At 37.0% G+C, this 21,977-nt stretch carries 17 protein-coding genes and 1 pseudogene; 14 read left to right on the forward strand and 4 right to left on the reverse strand.

The genetic code is table 11. The features are described 5' to 3' along the window. The first annotated feature begins 13 nt into the window (after positions 1–13). Positions 14–1,096 carry an acyltransferase family protein gene (locus H1D32_RS23515; RefSeq protein WP_261180612.1) on the forward strand — a complete coding sequence of 361 codons (1,083 nt, stop codon included), beginning with the start codon at positions 14–16 and terminating at the stop codon, positions 1,094–1,096. 150 nt (positions 1,097–1,246) lie between these two features. Next, positions 1,247–3,424 (forward strand): bifunctional glycosyltransferase/CDP-glycerol:glycerophosphate glycerophosphotransferase, encoded by a 2,178-nt coding sequence (locus H1D32_RS23520; RefSeq protein ID WP_261180613.1) that lies wholly within the window; start codon positions 1,247–1,249, stop codon positions 3,422–3,424. Positions 3,425–3,597: 173 nt separating this feature from the next. On the opposite strand, the gene H1D32_RS23525 is transcribed toward H1D32_RS23520, so the two are convergent. Then, positions 3,598–4,779 (reverse strand): CDP-glycerol glycerophosphotransferase family protein, encoded by a 1,182-nt coding sequence (locus H1D32_RS23525; RefSeq protein WP_396126302.1) that lies wholly within the window; start codon positions 4,777–4,779, stop codon positions 3,598–3,600. Between the two features lie 329 nt (positions 4,780–5,108). On the opposite strand from H1D32_RS23525, the gene H1D32_RS23530 reads away from it, so the two are divergent. From H1D32_RS23530 to H1D32_RS23545, 4 genes are all read left to right on the forward strand, one after another. Then, entirely contained in the window at positions 5,109–7,127 is a 2,019-nt protein-coding gene (locus H1D32_RS23530) for a CDP-glycerol glycerophosphotransferase family protein (protein ID WP_261180614.1), read from the forward strand. Positions 7,128–7,201: 74 nt separating this feature from the next. Next, positions 7,202–8,023, forward strand: a complete 822-nt coding sequence (locus tag H1D32_RS23535) for an ABC transporter permease (RefSeq protein ID WP_261180615.1) — start codon at positions 7,202–7,204, stop codon at positions 8,021–8,023. Between the two features lie 14 nt (positions 8,024–8,037). Next, complete coding sequence (tagH, locus tag H1D32_RS23540) at positions 8,038–8,817, forward strand: teichoic acids export ABC transporter ATP-binding subunit TagH (RefSeq protein WP_261180616.1); 780 nt, start codon at positions 8,038–8,040, stop codon at positions 8,815–8,817. Between the two features lie 701 nt (positions 8,818–9,518). After that, positions 9,519–10,601 (forward strand): glycosyltransferase family 4 protein, encoded by a 1,083-nt coding sequence (locus tag H1D32_RS23545; RefSeq protein WP_261180617.1) that lies wholly within the window; start codon positions 9,519–9,521, stop codon positions 10,599–10,601. A 246-nt stretch (positions 10,602–10,847) separates the two neighbouring features. On the opposite strand, the gene H1D32_RS23550 is transcribed toward H1D32_RS23545, so the two are convergent. From H1D32_RS23550 to H1D32_RS23560, 3 genes are all read right to left on the reverse strand, one after another. Beyond that, on the reverse strand, positions 10,848–11,345 hold the full coding sequence (locus H1D32_RS23550) for a GNAT family N-acetyltransferase (protein WP_261180642.1): 498 nt from the start codon (positions 11,343–11,345) through the stop codon (positions 10,848–10,850). A 116-nt stretch (positions 11,346–11,461) separates the two neighbouring features. Then, positions 11,462–12,487, reverse strand: coding sequence for an LCP family glycopolymer transferase (locus H1D32_RS23555; protein WP_261180618.1), 1,026 nt, complete (start codon positions 12,485–12,487; stop codon positions 11,462–11,464). A 277-nt stretch (positions 12,488–12,764) separates the two neighbouring features. After that, complete coding sequence (locus tag H1D32_RS23560; RefSeq protein ID WP_261180619.1) at positions 12,765–13,673, reverse strand: LCP family glycopolymer transferase; 909 nt, start codon at positions 13,671–13,673, stop codon at positions 12,765–12,767. A gap of 305 nt (positions 13,674–13,978) precedes the next feature. On the opposite strand from H1D32_RS23560, the gene H1D32_RS23565 reads away from it, so the two are divergent. The 8 genes and pseudogenes from H1D32_RS23565 (at position 13,979) to H1D32_RS23600 (ending at position 21,653) form a co-directional block, all read left to right on the forward strand. Continuing rightward, complete coding sequence (locus tag H1D32_RS23565) at positions 13,979–14,716, forward strand: YveK family protein (protein ID WP_261180620.1); 738 nt, start codon at positions 13,979–13,981, stop codon at positions 14,714–14,716. Further along, positions 14,706–15,404, forward strand: a complete 699-nt coding sequence (locus H1D32_RS23570) for a CpsD/CapB family tyrosine-protein kinase (protein ID WP_261180621.1) — start codon at positions 14,706–14,708, stop codon at positions 15,402–15,404. Before H1D32_RS23565 ends, H1D32_RS23570 begins: the two co-directional genes overlap by 11 nt. Positions 15,405–15,511: 107 nt before the next feature. Then, complete coding sequence (locus H1D32_RS23575) at positions 15,512–16,282, forward strand: tyrosine-protein phosphatase (RefSeq protein WP_261180622.1); 771 nt, start codon at positions 15,512–15,514, stop codon at positions 16,280–16,282. A gap of 433 nt (positions 16,283–16,715) precedes the next feature. Beyond that, positions 16,716–16,856, forward strand: a complete 141-nt coding sequence (locus tag H1D32_RS23580; RefSeq protein ID WP_261180623.1) for a hypothetical protein — start codon at positions 16,716–16,718, stop codon at positions 16,854–16,856. 234 nt (positions 16,857–17,090) lie between these two features. Further along, positions 17,091–18,907 (forward strand): annotated as a pseudogene (locus H1D32_RS23585) (polysaccharide biosynthesis protein). A gap of 214 nt (positions 18,908–19,121) precedes the next feature. Then, positions 19,122–20,237 (forward strand): DegT/DnrJ/EryC1/StrS family aminotransferase, encoded by a 1,116-nt coding sequence (locus H1D32_RS23590; RefSeq protein ID WP_261180624.1) that lies wholly within the window; start codon positions 19,122–19,124, stop codon positions 20,235–20,237. Beyond that, positions 20,237–20,866 carry a sugar transferase gene (locus H1D32_RS23595; RefSeq protein ID WP_314733490.1) on the forward strand — a complete coding sequence of 210 codons (630 nt, stop codon included), beginning with the start codon at positions 20,237–20,239 and terminating at the stop codon, positions 20,864–20,866. The genes H1D32_RS23590 and H1D32_RS23595 overlap by 1 nt, the downstream gene beginning before the upstream one ends. Positions 20,867–20,969: 103 nt before the next feature. Further along, entirely contained in the window at positions 20,970–21,653 is a 684-nt protein-coding gene (locus H1D32_RS23600) for a NeuD/PglB/VioB family sugar acetyltransferase (protein WP_261180625.1), read from the forward strand. The last annotated feature ends 324 nt before the right edge of the window (positions 21,654–21,977 follow it).

Consider the following 21,977-nt stretch of genomic DNA (forward strand, 5'->3'; position numbering starts at 1 on the left):
AGGAGAGGTCTATGTGAGTATTAAAAAGGAACGAGACCCATTTTTTGATAATGCTAGATTTATATTAGTTGTTTTGGTTGTATTTGGTCATTTTATCAGTCCAGTACGTACAGATCATCCAGTCATCTATGAAATAAATAACTTCCTTTCTTTATTTCGAATGCCTGCGCTAATTATTCTTACCGGATTTTTATCAAAAGGTTTTCTAAGAGACGGTTATATTGAAAAAATCACGAAGCGTATCTTAATTCCATTCTTTATTTTCCAAGTGGCTTACGCTTATTATTATCACTATTTATATGAGCGAACTTCCACGCTAAATTATGACTTATTGTCGCCTCAATATACGTTATGGTTTTTACTAGCTCTATTTGTGTGGAATTTACTATTGTTTGTGTTTACGAGAATTAAATATCCGCTATTATATGCTGTGATAATCGGGGTGTTTATCGGATACAGTGATGGTGCTGGACATTACTTTGCGATTCACCGGATCTTTACTTTCTTCCCATTTTTCTTGCTAGGCTTTTACATGAAGAAGGAGCATTTTGAGTGGGTGAAACGTCCGATGGCAAAAGTGGTCGGGGCTGTTTTGTTAGTCGGTGTTTGGATCGCTATCGAACAATTATTTACGTTGCAAGAAGCACGTGCTTGGGTGCTCGGAAATGCAAATTATACGAAAATGGGTTATATCCGTTGGGATATAGGTCTTGGTCGCCTCATGATGTATGCCTTGTCGCTTAGTGTGGCGTTTGCCTTTTTGGCATTTGTACCGAAAAAGAAAACGTTCTTTACTCATCTAGGAACGAGGACTGCTTACATTTATATTCTTCATGGTGGTATCGTGAGGACAGTTTATGAAAAGTATCTACCAGATCAGTTCACTACGGTTGATTACTGGATGTTACCTTTGTACGCTTTAGCGTTAGCGCTGATCTTAGGTTCAAAACCAGTAAATGTGGTGATGAAACCATTTATTGAAGGAAAGATTGTTGACTATATTTTCTATCCGTTTAGAAAAATTGGAGCGTATTTACAAGAACCAATTGCTAGACAGAAAACAAAATTAAAAGAAAAAATGAACAAAGCTGCTTAAGTGAAAAATAGACGTTTCTACGTCTGTTTTTTTACTTTGTGTCGACTTATGTAGTATGTTAAAATTACTTGTTAAGTATGGCTTTTGAGTTGCTTTCGCATGTGACTCAATCGCAAGGGTAGCGATTATATTTTTGGAAAGGGTGTTTTTGTGAGTAAAATAAGTATCCTAACACCAGTGAAACAAGAGGATATTCACTTTTTATCAGATTTATATAAAGTATTGACCGAACAGCTTTATCAAGATTTTGAGTGGATTATAATTAAGGATGGCGATTTTGAAGTCCCGGTTAACTTCGAAGGAAATTCTGAGTTTCAGTTGAAAATCGTTACGAATCAGTTTGATAATGGTGTTGCTGGTGCTAGAAATACTGGGATAACCTACTCATCAGGAGACTACCTTTACTTTCTAGATTGTGATGATCGGATTCCAGAACAGACGTTATTTTGCCTAGCAGAAAATCTGAAAGAAGAGCAAGTTGATATCGTCATAGGGAATACAAAATCGGTGTCAAAGTTTCCAGTTGCCCCAAGTACTTATGTAACGATGTTCAATCGATTACTGAAGGATCGTCATGTCAAAAATACTGAAGCTAAGCCGAAACATCTGACAATTATGTCTTTGAATATTTTATTTAAAAAGTCATTAATCAACGACCATGAAATTAGATTTGATTCCAATTTAAAAATTTATTCGGAGATGCCGTTTAATTTCCATGCCTTTGATAAGGCTACGAAAATTTTATATGATCAAGATGCGATTTACCTTAAAAAAACGAGGATTGATCCAGCACTTCCTCCTTCATTAATTCAAATCCATAAGGAAGAAGTCATTTCGCAATATCCTCAAGCGTATGCAAAAGCAAAGGCTCTTATAAGCCAAGAGCATTTGAAGATTACGTTAGATAATCGGGTAATCAAAGCTTATTATTATACCTATTTACGAGATATTTATCAGGGAAGCAAACAGAAGGTAGCAACCGTATTACCTCATTGGGCAAATGCCTTAAAACAGGTCGAGCCTGCTGCTTTAAGAAATGGGAAGGTCTATGCATCCCTTGAAACAAAGGCCTTGGCATCTGGTAAGTTTTCACTGGCAAAATTGCTCGCTTCTACAAGGATTGCGGTAAATTCACTGAAAACATTCTTAGGTCAAAATGCTCTTCAAAAGAAAGTAACAATAGGTCAAAAGGCATTTGCTAAGCTGAAAATGAAAGATGATATCATTTTGTATGAAAGCTTTTTAGGACGAAATTATTCAGATAGTCCGAAATACATTTATGAATATATTAATAAAAACCATCAGGGTAAGTACAAGCATATTTGGAGCTTTGATGGCGAGAGAAAAGATTTGCCTGAGCTGAAACATAAGGTGAAGCAATATAGTTTAGCTTACTTTTATTATTTAGCTCGCTCAAAGTATATTGTTAACAATATGCGCATGCCTACGTGGTTTGCAAAAAGAGATGGCCAAGTATTTCTGCAAACCTGGCATGGAACGCCGTTAAAGAAGCTAGGGATGGATATAGAAGAAGTTCATATGCCTGGCACGACGACGGAACGGTATAAAAAGAACTTTACAGATGAAGCTCATCGCTGGGATTATTTAGTGTCAGCCAATGCGTATTCAAGTGAAATTTTCAAGCGTGCGTTTTTATTTGAAAATGAAATGCTAGAATATGGCTATCCAAGAAATGATATTCTTAACTCTCCCGACCGTGATGTCATTGCTGAAACAATCAAGAAGCGTCTTGGAATTCCATTAGACAAAAAGGTTGTACTATATGCCCCGACCTGGCGTGATGATGAATTTTACGGTAAAGGACAATATAAATTCACGTTAAAATTAGATTTGAAACGTTTAAAAGAGGAATTAGGCGATGACTATTTCTTTGTACTAAGAACACACTATCTAATCGCCGACCAGCTTGACATTGAAGGCGTAGAGGATGCCGTTTATAACGGTTCGCATTACGATGATATTGCTGAGCTATATCTGATCTCGGACATCCTGATTACTGATTACTCATCCGTGTTCTTTGACTATGCGAATTTAAAACGTCCAATCTTGTTCTACGCCTACGACCTAGACAAGTACAAAGACACGCTCCGCGGCTTTTATTTAAATCATGAAACAGAATGGCCAGGGCCGATTTTGCAAACAAATGATGAGGTCATTAAAACACTGAAGAATATTGATCAAGAATACGGGCCATATCAAGAACGTCTTGAACAGTTTCATGCGGAGTTTTGTCGATGGGATGATGGTAACGCATCTAAGAATGTCGCTGAAGAGGTCATTGTCTATAACAAATCGAAATTAAAATAAGCTTTACACCAAAAAACGCCTGTGAATTTTCATCACAGGCGTTTTAATGTTTTGCGGACACCAGTTGTACTGTTTTCGATCAACTATCTGTCCGTATCACACTTAGTTATGGACCACCAGATCCCTTATTTCATCCAAAAGAGCTTCGCGGTATCGAAATCCGCCAACCACCCTTACTTCCCCTCCAACAACGCTTCAACCGCCCGTTTCGCAGCCGCCCCATCTTCTAAGTAGGTAAACTGCCTAGTAAAGTGATCTGGCAACGAAAAGCTACTCCCTGTCAGTTTCCTAATCTCAGCAATCACTGCTTCTGTATCCTTAACCAACGGCCCTGGGGCTTCGCGTTCAAAATCGAAGTAAAAGCCGCGTAGTTGATCGCGATACGTATCGATATCGTAGACAAAGAAGATCATCGGCCGGTTTAAATTCGCATAATCGAAAAAGACCGAAGAATAATCGGTAATCAACAAATCGGCGATCACGTATAGATCGCGAATATCAGAGTAGGTTGAGGCGTTAATGGCGAAGCCTTCAAACTCTGAGAGATCGAGATTGTCAGAGATTAAGTAATGTAGGCGTAAAACAATCACATAGTCGTCGCCTACTTCTTGTTGCAGCTTTTTTAGATCTAGCTTCAAAGAGAACTTATACTTACCTTTGGCGTGGTAGTCGTTATCTCGCCAGGTAGGTGCGTAAAGAATGACTTTCTTCCCAACAGGAATGTTTAATTTATTACGAATCGAACTAAGATCCATTAACGAATGGTTGTACAAATAATCATTCCGTGGGTAGCCACTTTCGATCATTTCTTTCTCAAAGTGAAACGCTCGTTTGAAAATCGCCGATGAATAAGCGTTTGGCGAAAGTAACATGTCCCAACGGCTTGCCTCACTCGTAAAGTTCTGTTTATAGGCTGCAGTTGTCGTTCCAGGCATGTGAACTTCCTCAATATCCACTCCCAGTTTCTTCAATGGCGTTCCGTGCCACGTCTGTAAATAAATCGTCTTCGGTGGTTTTGGGATCCACAGCGGCAAGCGGCTATTTGAGACCCAATACTTGGCGCGAGACAGCGTCAGTAGCCATGAAACCGAAAACCGCCTAATCAGCTTCAGATCATAGCCTTGAAACTGCTTAACATACACCGGATCGTAGCTCCAGTAACAATCATAGTCGGGATAATGCTCTATCACGTATTCATACATCGCTCTTGGATTACAGCTATATTGTTTGCCCAAGAAGCTTTCGAAAACGATTGTCTTTTTTTTCCTTGGCATCAAGCTTAAGAACATAAAAATCAGTTTATAAATCTTCTTAATAAAATCGGCATGCTTTATTTTTTTTAGTAGAGAGTTCATAGTATGTCCTTTCCTTACAGTTCTTTAGCTATTATAATCCAAATTGAGTCATAAATGAATTCCTTTCAACTCAAACTATTGTTTGTGTATAATCGTATTATCTTAATTAAAAGCTGTTTTCGCAAAGTTTGTTACTTTCTAAGAAACACTAAGAATTCACCTCTTATTTAGTAAGTAGCGCTCTTTTCTTACTCAATTTATAGGGTGATATCTTTATCTAAGGTATTTTTTGTTAAAAAGCAACAAGTTTTTTTGTGCGACGAGTAACCGCAGGAGCAATGTTTACGAAAAGAGCCTAAGTAAAATAACGAGCAGTGGGTGAGGATTTGATGAATCATACAAGTTTTGAAGGTTTGACCGAGAATTATCGTAGCATCAAAAAAGAGCTACTCCTAAAGCAAGACCATGAAACGCTTTTCATTTCAGGTAGCTTAGATAAACAATGGATGGTAAAAAGGCTCGTTCTTGTTTCACGAGCTTCGAAAACAGAACTCGAGTTTTCTTCAGCAACAAACTCTAGTGACTTCTCCTATCAGCTGCATTTACCAACGATCTTGAAGGAGCACCCGGCCGACTACATCGATCTTTATATAGAAGCAGACATTAGCCAAACCGATTTTGAAAGAGTCGCCAAAGAAATGCTGCCAAGTGATCTTGAGTTTTCAGAAACGATCCGTCTTAGACTAGGAGAGTTTGAAAAAACAAGAACGGAAGGACTAGAAAATTTAATTTATTTAACGAAAAACAACAATTTTTCAATTGCTGTTAATAAAAAATTTATTCAAAAACCGATCATCGATGTGAAGACAATTGAACTAACAAACCAAGCAATGAGTTTCACCGGCGCAGTATACGTAAGAAACTCAAAGCCACAGGCTGCCGAGCTACTTTGGATTGGGCGAGATTCCAATCAACGCTGCGTATTTCCATTAGATGAATTTCAGGAAGCGGCAAATCATGAAAGTTATTTCGGATTACTTCGTTATAACTTCTCGGTTCAATTGGATACAACGACATGGCAAGAGCGTTTAACCGATGATATTTATGATATCTATGTATCGCTCACCTTAACAGATGGTAATACTGTCGTAGCGAGGTTAACCGCTCCAGAGATAAAAACTGCCGGTGAAAGTGTTTGTAAACAAGACCAATCTCGATTTGTGATTACACCGCGTGTCACTCATGGAAAAGGAAATCTCTCATTGATTGTCACTGAATTCACAACAGCGAGCTATTACTTTTTGCAGTTCATGCAGCGCTTTGCTGGGTGGTTCCGACCATTTTTTACGCGCAAAGAGATTTGGCTTGTCGGTGAGATCCCGTACAAAGCGCAAGATACAGGCTATCAGTTTTTTAAGTATATGCGAGAAAAACACTCGAAACAGAAGGTTTATTACGTGATTGATGAGAACTCGCCGGAAATGAGAAATCTGAAACAACTAGGCAACATCGTTCTCTTTAAATCAATGAAACATATTTTTTACACGTTGATGGCGACGAAAATTGTAGGCTCACATCATCCAGATTATCTTTATCCGATTCGTTCAAACCGCTTTAAGTCATTGGTAAAGGCGAAAAAAGTCTTTTTACAGCACGGCGTTATGGGGACGAGAAATAGCACTCATTATTATGGCGTGGAGTCGGAGCACTTTGAAACAGACCTCTTTATTGTCAGCTCTGAATTTGAGAAAAAGATGATCGTGGGTGATTTTGGTTATCGACCAGAGAAAGTGAAAGTAACCGGTTTGTCTCGCTTTGATTCGTTATTTGCGAATGATGTTCCTGTAAAAAAACAGTTGTTAATCATTCCGACTTGGCGTGAGTGGCTAACGAAAGAAGAAGGTTTTCTAAAAAGTGAATACTTTGATCGTTACCGAGCACTCATCAACCATCCGAAATTACATGAGCTAGCCGAAAAATATAAGTTTGAAATCGTCTTTTGTTTGCATCCGAATATGCAAAAATATAGCAAACACTTTCAACAGGAAAACGTGAAGATCGTCAATCAAGGTGAGATTGATGTGCAGCAGCTCTTAAAGGAAAGCATGATCATGATTACAGACTACTCGAGTGTGGCGTTTGACTTTAGTTTCTTGGACAAGCCGGTCTTATATTACCAGTTTGATAAAACGAAATTTTTAGGGGAAAAAGGCTCCCATTTGAACTTGAAAAAGGATTTGCCTGGACCAATTGTCGCGGATGAAGCAAAACTAATTGAGACGCTCGAGGGCTATGCAACAAATGACTTTCAAATGGATGAAACATATCAAAAGCGAACGAAGAAGTTTTTGAAATATAAGGATCAAAAGGCCAATAAACGAATTTTTGAGGCAATACGAAAGCTCTAATTCGAGTTATTGTATTTTTAAGAGGTTGTTGTATAATATGAAAGATTAGATACTGTACAAGGAAGGACCTATTTATGAAATCCACCATTTCTGTTATTCAAGAACAGATTAAATATTTTTATTTAGTACGAAGACTATCGCTGTATGAACTGATCAGCTCAAATAAGAACAACTACCTCGGCATCGCCTGGGAGATTATTAATCCATTAATCCAAATTATGATTTATTGGTTTGTGTTTGGGTATGGGATCCGTCAGCGCGAACCGATTTTGGTCGGCAATGGCTTAGAGGTTCCATTTTTACAATGGATGCTACCGGGGATTATTATCTGGTTCTTTTTCTATCAGTCGACGATCGAGGCTTCGAAATCGATTTATACGAGATTAAAGATGCTCTCGAAGATGAAGTTTCCGATGAGTATCATTCCAAACTTTGTGATCTTTTCGAAGTTCTATATTCATCTTGTGATGTTGATCGTTACGATGCTCGTGATGCAAATTTCAGGCTACTACATCTCGATTTATTATTTACAGATTTTCTATTTTACGTTTGCGACATTTATGTTTGTCTATGCACTCGCGTTAATTACATCGACGTTGTCGACGTTTGTTCGAGACGTCCAGATGTTTTTACAAGCAACGCTGCGAATGGTGCTTTATTTATCGCCAATTCTATGGACCATTACGACTTTACCGGAATCATTACAAATCATTATGAAAATCAACCCGTTATTTTATGTGATTGAGGGTTACCGAGCAGGGTTTCTAGGGTTGGGCTGGTACTTTATTGATCAATGGCAATATACGTTATACTTTTGGATTGTGACAGCCGTGCTTCTATTGATTGGTTCAATCCTGCATATGAAATTCAGAAGACATTTCATTGACTTTATCTAATGGAAGGGACGTCTATGGAGAAAGCTATTGTAGTAAAAAACTTAGTAAAAAAATATAAATTATATAAAAAGAGATCAGAACGAATCTTGGATATTCTTCTTCCGAAGGATTATGGTGAAGATTTTTACGCCTTGAAAAATATCAGCTTTGAGGTAGAAAAAGGGGATGTTGTCGGCTTTCTCGGAGTTAACGGTTCTGGGAAATCGACCTTATCCAATATAATCGCCGGGATTGTTCCTGAGACAAGTGGTTCTGTTACGGTCAATGGTGAAACGGCTTTGATTGCTGTGGCAGCTGGACTTAAGGGAGACTTGACGGGTCGGGAAAATATTGAGTTAAAGTGCTTGATGCTTGGGTTTTCAAAGCAGGAAATCAAGGCGATGGAGCAGGATATTATTGAGTTTGCTGAGCTAGAGCGGTTTATTGATCAGCCGGTGAAGTCATACTCGAGTGGGATGAAGTCGAGGTTAGGTTTTTCGATTTCTGTGAATATTGACCCGGACATTCTGTTAATTGATGAGGCTTTATCTGTTGGTGACAAGGCTTTTGCTGAGAAGAGCTTGGATAAGATGAGGGAGTTTAAGACGAAGGGCAAGACGATGATTTTTGTTAGTCATTCGATAGGTCAAATGAAGCAGTTTTGCGACAAAATTCTCTGGTTGGAATTTGGCCAAATCAAGGAATATGGTCAGGCTGAGGGGATCATTCCTAGGTACGAAGAGTTTATCAAGATGTACAAAAAGATGTCTAAGAAAGAAAAGGATAAGTATCGGAAGGCAGCGCTGAAGGCTTAGAGTAACGGGAGTTACTCGCATTATAGACCAATCGGAGATTGGTTCGTACTAAAAAGCTACTACCAAAAGCACATGTTTCTTCTCGAAGATGGTGTGGTAATCGCTTTTTAGACCGTCTTACGAAAATAAAATGAGCCCTTAAGACAAATGAATTTGTCTCGGGGCTCATTTTATTATCGTAAGTTTCACGCTTCGCGCGAAAAGCCAAGCTTGGGCTTGGCTAAGGTCTAAAAAGCTGGATTTACTACTTTTGGATATGGTTATGTTTATAATTTTTTAGTTTAATAAATTATAGGGATTGGGCTTATTTATTTATATTGTAAAAATTATTTAGTATTGGAAGGTTCAGCCTTCGGCTGAAAACTAAGTGGGGCTTGGTACGGACTAAAAAGCTACTACCAAAAGCTCATGTTACTTCTTTTTATTTTCTATATAATAAGGAAAAGGTTTTGGGTTGTTGGTATATGATTTGTGCGAATGAGTAAGTATTGGATGGGACAAGTTTATTTCTGTTATTTGAAACTTTTTTAGGGTGGCTAACGTCTAATTAGGAGATATGTTTAAATTTATTGTTAATATTACCAATTATTAGTAAGTAATGTTAAATTTAGATTACAATAATACTGGTATTTTCGATAGGCTTCATATATAATAGTTTGATGGATACCGCTGTTAATAAAGTTGGTACGGAGGAGTAAACTATGTTTATTTTATTAAAGGCTTTGATTTGTTTTTTAATCTCGTTTGCAATTACACCATATATAAAGAAGTTAGCAATTAAAATTGGCGCGACTGATAAGCCGTCAAAGCGAAAAGTGCATGAGAAGATTATGCCACGTCTAGGTGGTTTAGGGATCTTTATTAGTTTCCTTGTTGGGGTACTGATTGTTAACCCGACGAGTAATTATCACATTTGGATTATTTCTGGAGCGGCAATTATCGTAGTTCTTGGTATTTTGGATGACATTTATGAATTGTCGGCGAAAATTAAGTTAGTGGGGCAAACTGCTGCTGCGGTCGTTGTGTCGGTCTTTGGTGGCATTCAAATGGAGTTTATTAATCTGCCATTCGGTGGCGTTTTAGAATTCGGGATTTTCAGTGTTCCGATGACAATCTTCTGGATTGTGGCGATTACAAATGCGATTAATTTAATCGATGGGTTAGATGGACTAGCTGCAGGGGTGACGTCGATTGCGTTGTTTACGGTAGCGACCATGGCCTATATGATGGGCAATATGTATGTGTTAGCATTTTCATTAATCCTTTTATTTAGTGTTCTAGGGTTCTTATATTATAACTTCTATCCAGCGAAGATTTTCTTGGGTGATACGGGATCATTGTTCTTAGGATTTATGATTGCTGTATTATCGTTACTAGGGTTTAAGAACATTACGCTAGTGTCGCTTTTCATCCCGTTATTAATTTTGGGTGTGCCGATCATTGATACGTTGTTTGCGATTATTCGTAGAAGGCAGAATCGAGTTCCGTTTTATATTCCTGATCGTTCTCATATTCATCATTGTTTATTAGACCGAGGGTTCACTCACCGTAGTGCGGTTCTGATTATCTATTTAGTAAGCTCGGTGTTTGGTCTGGCGGCTATTCTTTTCTCAATGGCGACGATTTGGGGCGCGATTTTCATTACGTTAGTGGTGTTCTTACTGATTGAACTTCTAGTTGAATATTTAGGTTTGATCAATAAAAACTATAAGCCACTGCTTAAGTTTTTCAAAATCACAAAAACCAACGAACAGAAACGGTATGTTTATAAAGAGAATAAGTAATATAGAGCAGAAAGGCATTTTATGTCTTTCTGTTTTTTATTTAATACATATTAGTTGTTGCTTTTTAGTCCGTAGCCAAGCATAAGCTTGGCACTTCACGCTTTGCGTGAAGCTTTTGAGAATACATGAGCTATTGCGGCAAATGAATTTGCCTTCTTAGCTCATGTATTCTCAAAAGACGACCTAAAAATCAACAAGGTTTACAGAAGTGACAATATAACCATTCTCCGCTACCTGGTATAAGGATCAATTCATACCCTTTCTTAATTTGACCAAGTTATACCAGCTTACGCCACCATGTTTTGATTCAGACAAGCCATGGTTAACAAATCCACATTTTTCATAAAAAGAAACTAGTTCCTGTTTACACGTTAAAGTGATACCTTCTCTTTGATTTTTTTCTACAAGCTCTTCCATTTTCTCAATTAGAATCTTTGCAATTCCTTGGTTTCTAGCATTTTTGGAGACAGCTAATCCTAAAATACTTTGATATCCTCGGCTTTTCGGGTTTTCCTTAATTTCCTTAAAAAGGTTATCGGTGATATAAGGTTGATTAATAATAGGGCCATTAATATAACCAAGTATCTTTCCGTCCTTTTCTGCCACTATAAAGGTATCAGCTATCAACTGAATCCTCTCCACAAATGCTTCTTTTGTTGCAGCTTCTTCTTTTGAAAATCCTTCATTCTCAATAAGTAACAGTTGTTCTAAATCTGTATTTTGAACATTTCTTAAAGAAACCATCTTGTCTATAATCCCTTTCATAAATGGATTGACCTAAAAACATTATAGCAATAATTTTTCAGTCTTTTTAGATATAAAAAAATTGACCGTCAAATTTGACGGTCAATTAGTGTTCTTTAGTTACCCATTGTATCGATGCTAAGTGTGCTATCAACAGTTTGGGGAGGTGCTTCAAGTCCTAAATGAATTCTTAGGGTGCTTGAAACTTCGGCTAAAGATTCTGGATTAAGCTCATAATAATAGATGCGGTTGAGTGTGAGGTTATCACCTTTAATTGTTAATGACTCAATGTTGTTTAAGCTTGAGCTATAATTATGAAGGCTTAGCATGTTACCAAAGCTGAAGTTTGTTGAAAGGTTCGATTCAACGCCATTCATAACATCTTCAAATTTTGTGATGGATGAGAATGTTGCGCCTTTTCGAATGATTGCTTCGATAATTTGTTTTTGACGATCGCCACGGCCAAGATCTCCGCGTGGATCACTTTTTCTCATACGAGCAAATGCAAGTGCTTCTTCACCATTAAGTGTTTGAATTCCTTCGTGAATTGTGATTGAACCTTTACGGTCTTTACTGTTCATTTCACTGAAGGTAAATGGAACGTCGACTTCAATGCCACCTAGTGCATCGACAATTTCAAGGAATGCATCAAAGTTAAGTTTTACAAAATAATCAACAGGAATATCAAATAGATTTTCGACTGTATCGATTGTTAAGTCTAAGCCACCAAATGCATGGGCATGGTTGATCTTATCCATACGGTCTCTGCCTGGAATTTCCACTCTTGCGTCACGTGGAACGTTGACCATTTTAATTGTACGTTCATTTTTATTGAATGTTGCTAAAAGTAGAGCGTCGGTTCTGCCTTTTAAGCTGCCATCGCGATCGTCCAATCCTAAAAATAAGACTGAAAAGTTATCCTTGCTTGGATTGACGGCACGGTCGCGTTTTTCAGAGTGGGCACCACGATCTAAATCATGCTGAGCACTTTCGGCGAGATTTGCCATTTTGTTTACGAAGTAACCAACGGCTGCACCGGCAACGATGAATAATGCAAAGAAGGTAAAACCTATAAATTTAAAGATCTTCGATCTTTTTTGTTTCTTCTTAGTATCTTTAAAATCAATTCTCGAGTTTGCCATAAGATGCCTCCTGTGTAGGATATGATTTATAAATCTATTTTTCTACCTTATAAGACGTTATCTATCAAAAAAAGATACAGATATATGTTAATAAAAAAGGTTAACCTAAACTATTTTAAATGATTATGAAGAAACCGTAAAGGATTAAATTTAACCAGTTAGCTACAATGTTGGTAAACTAATAAACATACAAATAAAATGTTACTTTATAGACAATCTAAATTGTAACAAATAAAAAGGTAAAAATTCTCTTGTTGAATTTTTACCTCTATAAGCATTAATTTAACTCTAAATGTTCTTTTAAAAGGTTAGAAACACGTAATCGCTCTTCTTCAGCAACAACATAATACCAAATTCCACTAATTGTTGCTCCTGAACCTTTAATTGTAATTTCTTCAGAATCTTTTCTTGCATCACTATAATTTGATTGAATTTTCTTCATCTTATCGAAATTTAAATCTGTCTTCACATTAGTGCCGATAGCCCCTAAAATTTCTTCCATTCGTGTCACAGAAGAGATTTGAGCACCTTCTTTAATAATGGCGTTCATTACTTGACGTTGGCGGTCATTTCTTCCGTGATCACCACGTGGGTCTTTCTTACGCATTCGTGAAAACGCCAATGCTTGAGTACCATCTAGGAAGATTTCACCTTCATCAAACGTAAAACCGCCATCCCTGAAAGCAAAAGGATTATTTACTGTAACCCCACCAACAGCATCAACAATATCTTTAAAACCATTCATATTAACTGTCATATAATAATCGATTGGGATATCTAAGAAATTCTCCACAGTAGGGATTGTCATTTCAGGTCCGCCAAAGGCATAGGCATGGTTGATCTTGTCATCAAAACCTTTGCCGATAATCTGTGTTCGTGTATCACGTGGAATGCTTACCATTTTCATTGACTCTGTATTAGGATTTACAGTGATGACCATTAAGGTATCTGTTCGACCGCGTTCGGTTCCTCTAGCATCAATTCCAAGTAATAAAAAGGAGAGTGGTTCACTTTTTTCCATATCTACTTGAATTGGACGCTTAGTTTCTCTTTCAATTGGTTGATGCATGTCTTCAATTGTATTTAAAACAGAACTATATAGATGATACCCATAGCCTAAAATGGCTAATACGGGAAGACCAATAATAAGACTTATGATCAGTATTATTTTCTTTTTCTTTGTCATGACAGATTCTCCCTAATTTAAAATTCAGTATTAGTTGATTATATCTCGTAGGTAAAAAAGTGGCAATATAATTATGTCTCATTCCAGGATTTTCTGTAAAAATTAGTAGGAATTTGTATTAATTTGTACTTTAGCAATGGAAATAGATAATAAATTTATGTAATTAATTAGTTACATATATTATAGTAGGGATTGTTAATGGGATATTTTATCTGTAAATTTTTTGCTTTTTTTGTCTCACTTTGTCAAAAATATGTGATAGAATGCTTTTATGTGAAAAAATTGTTACATTTCGGGAGGCACCAATGGAAGAGACTATTAGTTTAAAAGAATTGTTTGAAACGATAAAAAAGCGGTTGTTAATGATTTTGCTTATAACAGTGGCGGCCGTTGCCGTGGCTGGGGTAATTAGCTATTTGGTACTAACACCGGTATACCAATCGTCAACACAGTTATTAGTAAATCAATCTAAATCAGATCAACAATCCTATACACAAAGCGACATCCGTTCAAACATTGAATTAATTAATACGTATAACGAGATTATGAAAACCCCAATTATCTTAGATAAGGTTATTGATGAATTAGGGTTAACAAGATCAACTGGGGCTTTAAACGGCCAAATTAGTGTTAGGAGTCAAGGGAATTCACAGGTAGTTGCGATTACTGTACTAGATCCAGATCCTGCATTAGCTGTGCAAATAGCTAACAAGGTAGCAACTGTGTTTCAACGTGAAATTATCGCTATTATGAATGTAGATAATGTTAGTATCCTTTCTGAAGCGAAATTAGCGGAAAACCCAACACCGGTTAAACCGAATCCGAAGTTAAATATGGCGATTGCGTTCGTTGTCGGGCTAATGATTGGTGTAGGACTTGCGTTTCTTTTAGAATATTTAGATAACACAATTAAAACGGAACGTGATATCGAGCAGCATTTGGGGATAGCGGTGATCGGTTCAATCCCTACATTTGAATTAGATAGAGAAGCTGTCGCGAAAGCAGAAACAAGACGAAGACGAGGTGAAAACATTGGTGCGTAGAAAACGAAAAGAACAGTCTAATTCCGTTCGAGCTTTAATTACAAAAGTAGACCCAAAGTCGCCAATATCAGAACAATATCGTACGATCCGAACAAACTTACAGTTCGCCTCGATCGATCGACAGTTACGAAATATTATGGTTACATCAACAAGTCCAGCTGAAGGGAAATCTACGACGATTGCCAATTTAGCGGTCGTTTTGGCGCAACAAGGAAACAGAGTATTATTAGTGGATGCCGATCTTCGTAAGCCAACGGTTCATTATACATTTAGGTGTCCAAACACTAAAGGATTGACGAGTGTACTTACAAAACAAGCTCAATTAGAAGATGCGATCATGTTAACTGACGTTGAAAACTTAGATATCCTGACAAGTGGACCCGTACCACCGAATCCTTCTGAGTTGTTAAGTTCCAAATCAATGGAATTATTATTAACTTCGACAACAGTACCGTATGATATTATCCTCTTAGATACACCACCAGTGCTAGTAGTAACTGATGCTCAGCTGCTCGCAAATATTTGTGATGGTGTTGTCCTAGTTGTAAGTAGTGGGAAGACAGAAATCGAACAAGCGATTAAGGCAAAAGAATTATTAGAGATGTCGAAAGCAAAGATTTTAGGGGCTGTATTAAACAATAAAGATGTTAAACATAGTCAAAATTATTACTATTATGGAAAAAATTAAGTGAACTAACATAAATAGCGGTTAGTTTTTAGTGGAAATAATGCTATATTGGCATAAAGTTTTCTGTGAAGGTAACTGGATACAATAATAGATGAGGAGGTTTTCAAATGATTGATATTCATTGTCATATCCTGCCTGCAGTAGATGATGGAGCTAAAGATAAAGAGATGACCTTGGCGATGGCTGAAAAAGCTGTAGAAGAAGGGATTACTACAATATTTGCAACACCGCATCACGGTAACGGAGCATTTGATAACCTCAAAACTAGTATTTTAGATCAAGTGCAAGAGTTAAATGAATTACTAGCTGTTTCTAATATTCCTCTAAAAGTATTACCAGGACAAGAGCCGCGTATCTTTGGTGAAATGGTAGAATCATATCGGGATGGTGAACTACTAACTTTGAATAATCAGGACAAATATATTCTTGTGGAATTCCCATCAAACCATATCCCAAGATACACGAACAAACTGTTCTTTGATTTACAGCAGCAAGGGCTGACGCCGATTATTGTCCATCCAGAACGGAACTCAGAGCTTATTGAAAACCAAGAGTTAGTATATAAGCTTGTGCAGGATGGGGCTTTAACTCAAGTGACTGCTGGAAGTGTTACGGGGCGCTTCGGAAAAAAAATTCAAGAGTTTAGCATTGACCTAATTAATCATAATCTCGCTCACTTTTTAGCATCTGACGCCCACAACACGACGAATAGATCTTTTCACTTAAGAGAAGCTTACGAAAAAGTTGAACAAGAGTGTGGTTCTTTTTATCGATATCATCTTCAAGAAAACGCTGAGTTACTAGTAAAAGGTCAGCATGTCTATGTTGAGCCACCGGAGAGAATTGTTAAGAGGAAGAAGTTTTTTGGGATATTTTAAGTGCAGCTTTGATTTTTGAGGGTTGAGTTTTGAGTTATTTTTGGATGATTCGGGGATGGGTAAGGCGCATCTTCGGTGCTATGCAACTTAGGGATTTTGAAGGTAGACTAAAAGATTGATCTATAGTCTATTTTTATTGCCTGAATATGAAAATACCGAATGAACAATTTTCATATAGAGGTAGTGTAAATAGTAAAAAGAGCGGATGTTTTTCATGAAATTAATATTATTCGACAAAAATAGTTAATGATTGTCGAAAGCGCAATTATTTTGCCAAATTCTTTCCCTTAATAGTTCTTTATTACTATGTTAAAATAGATAGGCAGGTTTTTTTAGTAGAAGATTGGCGATTGGTTGTAGGTAGTGTCGAGTTGTGTATATTTGATGTTACCCCACCTTTACTAGATTTAATGAAAAGATATAGGTGATTTGTTTGGATAAAAAAGTACCCAAATCGATCGTAAAGAGCATCCGATATATAAAGCAAGATGCGACGGATGATCAATTAGATACGATTAAACAACTAGTGATTGAAGCGATTGATCGTCGAAAAGCAGTGTTAAACAAAAGTTAATTTGTTTTTGGTGATGTCTCCTGACCGTTATCAATGGAGGTACTCGGCTATGCTGTGGGTTAGTACGTACTAACCTTAGATGTTAAGTCATCATTGGTGTGGTGTGAGGGGGGGTTCGATGCCTCATACTTTATTTCATTACCAAATAAAAGTTTAAGCGAGGAAGTTACTAGTAGCTTGTTTGCTTAAGCTTTTATTGTATATCTTTTTCAAATCATTTCGGAGGTGTAGTTTGTGTCGTATAAAAGAAGGTTGCTTTCGCTCGTGTTTTTAGATTCGTTAATTGTTATTCTTTCTATTTTTGCTGGCTATTATATTTTATCTACTACAATGAGTTTTTTCGCGCCGATTCTTCTTATTAGTTCGATTTCATTATTAATTTCTCATCACTTTTTTGCAGCACGTTATAAAATCTATAATCGTGTTTGGCAGTATGCGAGTATGGGGGAATTAGCAGCGATTTTTAAGGTAGTTACGTTTTCGATACTAGTAACGGCAGTTGTTCAATTAGTCTTTAGTCAGACTGTGTTTATGAGAACTTTAATGATTACGTGGATGCTTCATATTTTATTAATTGGTGGTTCGCGTTTTTCTTGGCGATTGTACCGTGATACGTATATTAAACGAAGACAGGATCAAATACCAACGTTAGTGATTGGAGCAGGAGCAGCTGGAACGATGGTAGCTAGACAATTGCTGCAAAATCATGATGCAGAGCTTTCACCTGTGGCGTTTATTGATGATAATGCAAGTAAGCAAGGGTTAGAGTTATTAGGAATACCAGTCTTAGGGACAAGTGCTGATATTGAGAGAATTGTGAATGAAAATCAAATTAAGCATATTATTATTGCAATTCCTTCATTAAGTAAGAAAGAGTTAAATGACATTTTCGTCGAATGTTCAAAGACAAAAGCGAGAACGCAAATCATTCCGATGTTAGAGGATCTGATGGTTGGGAAGATTTCAGTAAATACGTTCCGTGACGTTGAAGTTGAGGATTTATTAGGAAGAGAACCGGTTGAACTTGATACAGAGCAAATTGGAAAGAAGCTAACAGGGAAAACAATTCTTGTTACTGGTGCTGGTGGCTCGATTGGATCAGAGGTTTGTCGTCAGGTTTGTAAGTTTACTCCTGATACGATCATTCTTTTAGGACATGGTGAAAACAGTATTTATTCGATTGAACTAGAATTGAAGAAACAATACCCAAACATCCATGTTGAGACTGAAATCGCAGATGTTCAGGATCGCGAGAAGATGTTCTCGATTATGAAGAAATACATCCCTGATGTTGTTTATCATGCGGCTGCGCATAAGCATGTACCGTTAATGGAGCGTAACCCGGAAGAAGCAGTGAAAAACAACGTGATTGGAACAAAGAATGTTGCCGAAGCAGCGAGTGAGGCCCGTGTTGGTAAGTTTGTGATGATTTCCACAGATAAAGCTGTTAATCCGACGAGTGTCATGGGGGCAACCAAGCGTATTGCTGAGATGGTGATTCAGCATATGGATATGGTAAGTGAGACGAGATTTGTTGCAGTGCGTTTCGGAAATGTACTTGGAAGTCGTGGTAGTGTTATTCCATTATTTAAGAAGCAAATTCAAGATGGTGGCCCGGTAACGGTTACTCACCCTGAGATGGTAAGATATTTTATGACGATCCCGGAGGCGTCAAGATTAGTGCTTCAGGCTGGTGCGTTAGCTAAAGGCGGCGAGATCTTTGTCTAGATATGGGTGAACCGGTGAAGATTGTTGATTTGGCGAAGAACTTAATTAGATTGTCTGGCTATACGGAAGAAGAGATGCCGATTGTCTTTACTGGGATGAGGCCAGGAGAGAAGATGTTTGAGGAACTCTTAGGTGCTGATGAGGTACATCCGGAGCAGATTTATCCCAAGATTTATATTGGGAAGACGCCGTTGGTGGATATTACCGTATGTCATAAGTTGGTTGCAAGTTTGGACGAGTTGAGTAAGGAAGAGTTGAGAGATCAATTATTGGATATTGCAAATTTCAGGAGTGAGGAATTAGTGATTGAGATAAATAGATAAGTTAGTCAGAAATCGTTGGTTAGTTGGCTAGGGTGCCTAATATCTAGCTAACTAACACATTACTCTCTAACCTTATTTGAGTGTATAGAGTATCCGAAATGGATGCAATAGGTGCTTGGTTGCTTAGTAGTTGGTTTGATAAAGTAAGCTTCTAATTAAGTACTAAATAACTAATAACAAATTATTAATTTACTTAAGGAAGGAAGTTTTAGCAATGGGAGATCGAATATTCCTTTCATCACCACATATGAGTGATGAGGGATATGAAATGGAATATGTAAAGGAAGCTTTTGATACGAACTGGATTGCTCCTCTAGGGGAAAATGTGAATGGATTTGAAAAAGAACTGGCCACTAAGGTAGGTGCAAAATCTGCAGCGGCACTAACTTCGGGTACTGGTGCGCTCCACTTAGCGTTGAGAGCTGCAGGAGTTGAAGAAGGGGATATCGTCTTCTGCCAAACACTTACATTCTCGGCTACGGCAAATCCAATTATCTATCAAAATGCAATTCCTGTATTTATAGACAGTGATTATGCAACTTGGAATATGTGCCCTAAAGCTTTGGAAGAGGCTTTTCAAAAGTATCCTGAGGTGAAGGCAGTTATCGTCGTCCACCTTTATGGTTTGTCTGCTGACATGGATAAAATAGTAGAACTGTGTAAGAAGCATAACGTTGTTTTAATAGAAGATGCAGCAGAAAGTTTAGGGACTTACTACAAAGGTAAGCATACTGGAACTTTTGGCGATTATGGCATCTTCTCTTTTAATGGGAACAAAATCATCACTACTTCTGGTGGTGGAATGCTTGTTTCCGATAATGAAGAAAGAATAGCTAAGGTAAGATTTTGGGCTACTCAATCTAGGGACCCAGCAAGGCATTATCAACATAGCGAATTAGGGTTCAATTATCGTATGAGTAATGTTGTTGCAGGGATTGGAAGAGGGCAACTTAAGGTTTTAGACCAAAGGGTTGAAAAGAAGAAATATATTTATGAATTTTATAATAGAGAACTTAGTGATTTAGATGGTGTTGAGTTCATGCCTAGCAATGAATGGGATAATCCAAACTATTGGTTAAGCTCAATGACATTAAACGGAAAGGTTAGGCCTATTGATATTATGGAAGCTTTAGGAGAACAGAATATCGAGTCTAGACCTATTTGGAAGCCGATGCATTTGCAACCTTTCTTTGAGAAGTGTGATTTTGTTGGAACTGACGTATCGGAGAAGTTGTTTAAGAATGGTATTTGTTTGCCGAGTGACACTAAGATGAATGATGAAGATTTGAAGAGAGTTGTAGAGATTGTAAAGGAGCTGTGGGTTAAGTGATGGGACCATCCAGAGGTGGTATTTATAGAAAAATTATTAAGAGAATGATGGATATTGTGTTATCTTTAACAGCCATTATTGTGCTAAGCCCAGTTCTTTTAGTGGTAGCCTTTTTTGTAAGGACTAAATTGGGAAGTCCAGTGCTGTTTAAGCAAAAAAGGCCAGGACTTGGAGAAAAGATCTTTACGATGTACAAGTTTAGAACGATGACCGATGAGAGAGATGAGAACGGTAGATTACTCCCTAACGAATTGAGGCATACTAAATTTGGGAGGTTTCTGCGAAGTACTAGTTTGGATGAGCTACCTGAACTAATAAATGTATTAAAAGGTGATATGAGCTTAGTTGGTCCAAGGCCATTACTAGTTGATTATTTAAGCCTATATAATGAAGAGCAATCACGTAGACATAATGTACGTCCCGGTATTACTGGATATGCTCAAGTAAATGGTAGAAATGCGATTTCTTGGGAAGAAAAATTTCAAAAGGATATTTATTACGTAGAAAAGTTGAGCTTTCTCCTAGATATAAAAATATTAATTCAAACTGTTATTAAGGTCTTTAAGAAAGAGAATGTTAATCAAAATAGTATTATTACGATGGATAGATTTAAAGGAACTGGAACTTAATGAATTTATTTTATAAGTAATATATTAAATTTTTTTAATTGTATTATCTTCCTTTAGATCAAATTTTAGTTTTTAAACTAATATATTTGGAGTTGAAATATAGATGAACACCATAGAGAGTTGGTATGATCAAACATTACCAGGAGAAAAAATTATCGTTATTGGATCAGGTAGTTTGGGTAAGTTAACAGTAGATTGTATACTTGGAAATAGAGATTTTTCACCTAATAACATAGCGATTCTTGATGACGATTTAAATACTCATGGTAAAAAATTACTTGGAGTTCCTGTGGTTGGAACGGTTGATCAAGCTCAAATATTAAGCAACATAAAAGGAATATCTTTTGTAATTGCAATTGCTAATAATAAGATTAGAAAGAAGATTGCGAATGATTATCCTGACTTGAATTTCAGGAGTATTATTAGTAACAAAGCAACCATTTCGCAGTTTTCTAATATTGGTAAAGGCAGCATTGTTTTGCCTGGTGTAGTCGTTGATCCTGATGCATGCATAAAAGAGCATGTAATTGTTAATAAAGCATCAACTATTGCACACGATGTTATCCTTCAAGATTTCTCACAAGTATCTCCTGGTGTTAATTTTGGTGGCTTTGTTGTGTTAGGGGAATGTTCATTTATTGGGTTAGGAGCCTCTGTGTTACCATCTATTAAAATTGCGAAAAATGTAGTTATTGGGGCCGGAGCAGTTGTAACTAAGGATATTGATATATCTTCTACAGTTTTTATAGGAAACCCTGCAAAGTTATTAAAGAAAAACGAGACTTAAGGGAAAGGTGAACTCAATGAGGATAACTATACTAGGGGGAGCTAGTTTCATTGGTTATTGGATTAAAGAGGAATTTAGAGAAAGAGAACCTTGTACTACTTTTCAAATTATTGATGCACCCCGTGAGGGACTTACCTTAATAAAAGATATAAAGATGCTTTTATCTCAATAAATTCTTTGTCTAAAGAAGACATATTTAAATTTTCTCCTTCTATCATAGTTATTAGTTTATATGATTTACTGAGTTATAGCTCACTCTCTTATAACGTAAAGAATAATAACGCGTTAATTAATTCTTTAAATCATATTATGGAAGTTTCAAAA

Source organism: Anaerobacillus sp. CMMVII (genome assembly GCF_025377685.1).
Lineage (GTDB): Bacteria > Bacillota > Bacilli > Bacillales > Anaerobacillaceae > Anaerobacillus.

Bases quoted from the DNA above. Each gene is read 5' to 3' on its own strand.
- H1D32_RS23525 (WP_396126302.1), bottom strand. From the start codon at position 4,779: ATGAACTCTCTACTAAAAAAAATAAAGCATGCCGATTTTATTAAGAAG.
- H1D32_RS23530 (WP_261180614.1), top strand. From the start codon at position 5,109: ATGAATCATACAAGTTTTGAAGGTTTGACCGAGAATTATCGTAGCATC.
- H1D32_RS23535 (WP_261180615.1), top strand. From the start codon at position 7,202: ATGAAATCCACCATTTCTGTTATTCAAGAACAGATTAAATATTTTTAT.
- tagH (WP_261180616.1), top strand. From the start codon at position 8,038: ATGGAGAAAGCTATTGTAGTAAAAAACTTAGTAAAAAAATATAAATTA.
- H1D32_RS23545 (WP_261180617.1), top strand. From the start codon at position 9,519: ATGTTTATTTTATTAAAGGCTTTGATTTGTTTTTTAATCTCGTTTGCA.
- H1D32_RS23550 (WP_261180642.1), bottom strand. From the start codon at position 11,345: ATGGTTTCTTTAAGAAATGTTCAAAATACAGATTTAGAACAACTGTTA.
- H1D32_RS23555 (WP_261180618.1), bottom strand. From the start codon at position 12,487: ATGGCAAACTCGAGAATTGATTTTAAAGATACTAAGAAGAAACAAAAA.
- H1D32_RS23560 (WP_261180619.1), bottom strand. From the start codon at position 13,673: ATGACAAAGAAAAAGAAAATAATACTGATCATAAGTCTTATTATTGGT.
- H1D32_RS23565 (WP_261180620.1), top strand. From the start codon at position 13,979: ATGGAAGAGACTATTAGTTTAAAAGAATTGTTTGAAACGATAAAAAAG.
- H1D32_RS23575 (WP_261180622.1), top strand. From the start codon at position 15,512: ATGATTGATATTCATTGTCATATCCTGCCTGCAGTAGATGATGGAGCT.
- H1D32_RS23590 (WP_261180624.1), top strand. From the start codon at position 19,122: ATGGGAGATCGAATATTCCTTTCATCACCACATATGAGTGATGAGGGA.
- H1D32_RS23595 (WP_314733490.1), top strand. From the start codon at position 20,237: ATGGGACCATCCAGAGGTGGTATTTATAGAAAAATTATTAAGAGAATG.
- H1D32_RS23600 (WP_261180625.1), top strand. From the start codon at position 20,970: ATGAACACCATAGAGAGTTGGTATGATCAAACATTACCAGGAGAAAAA.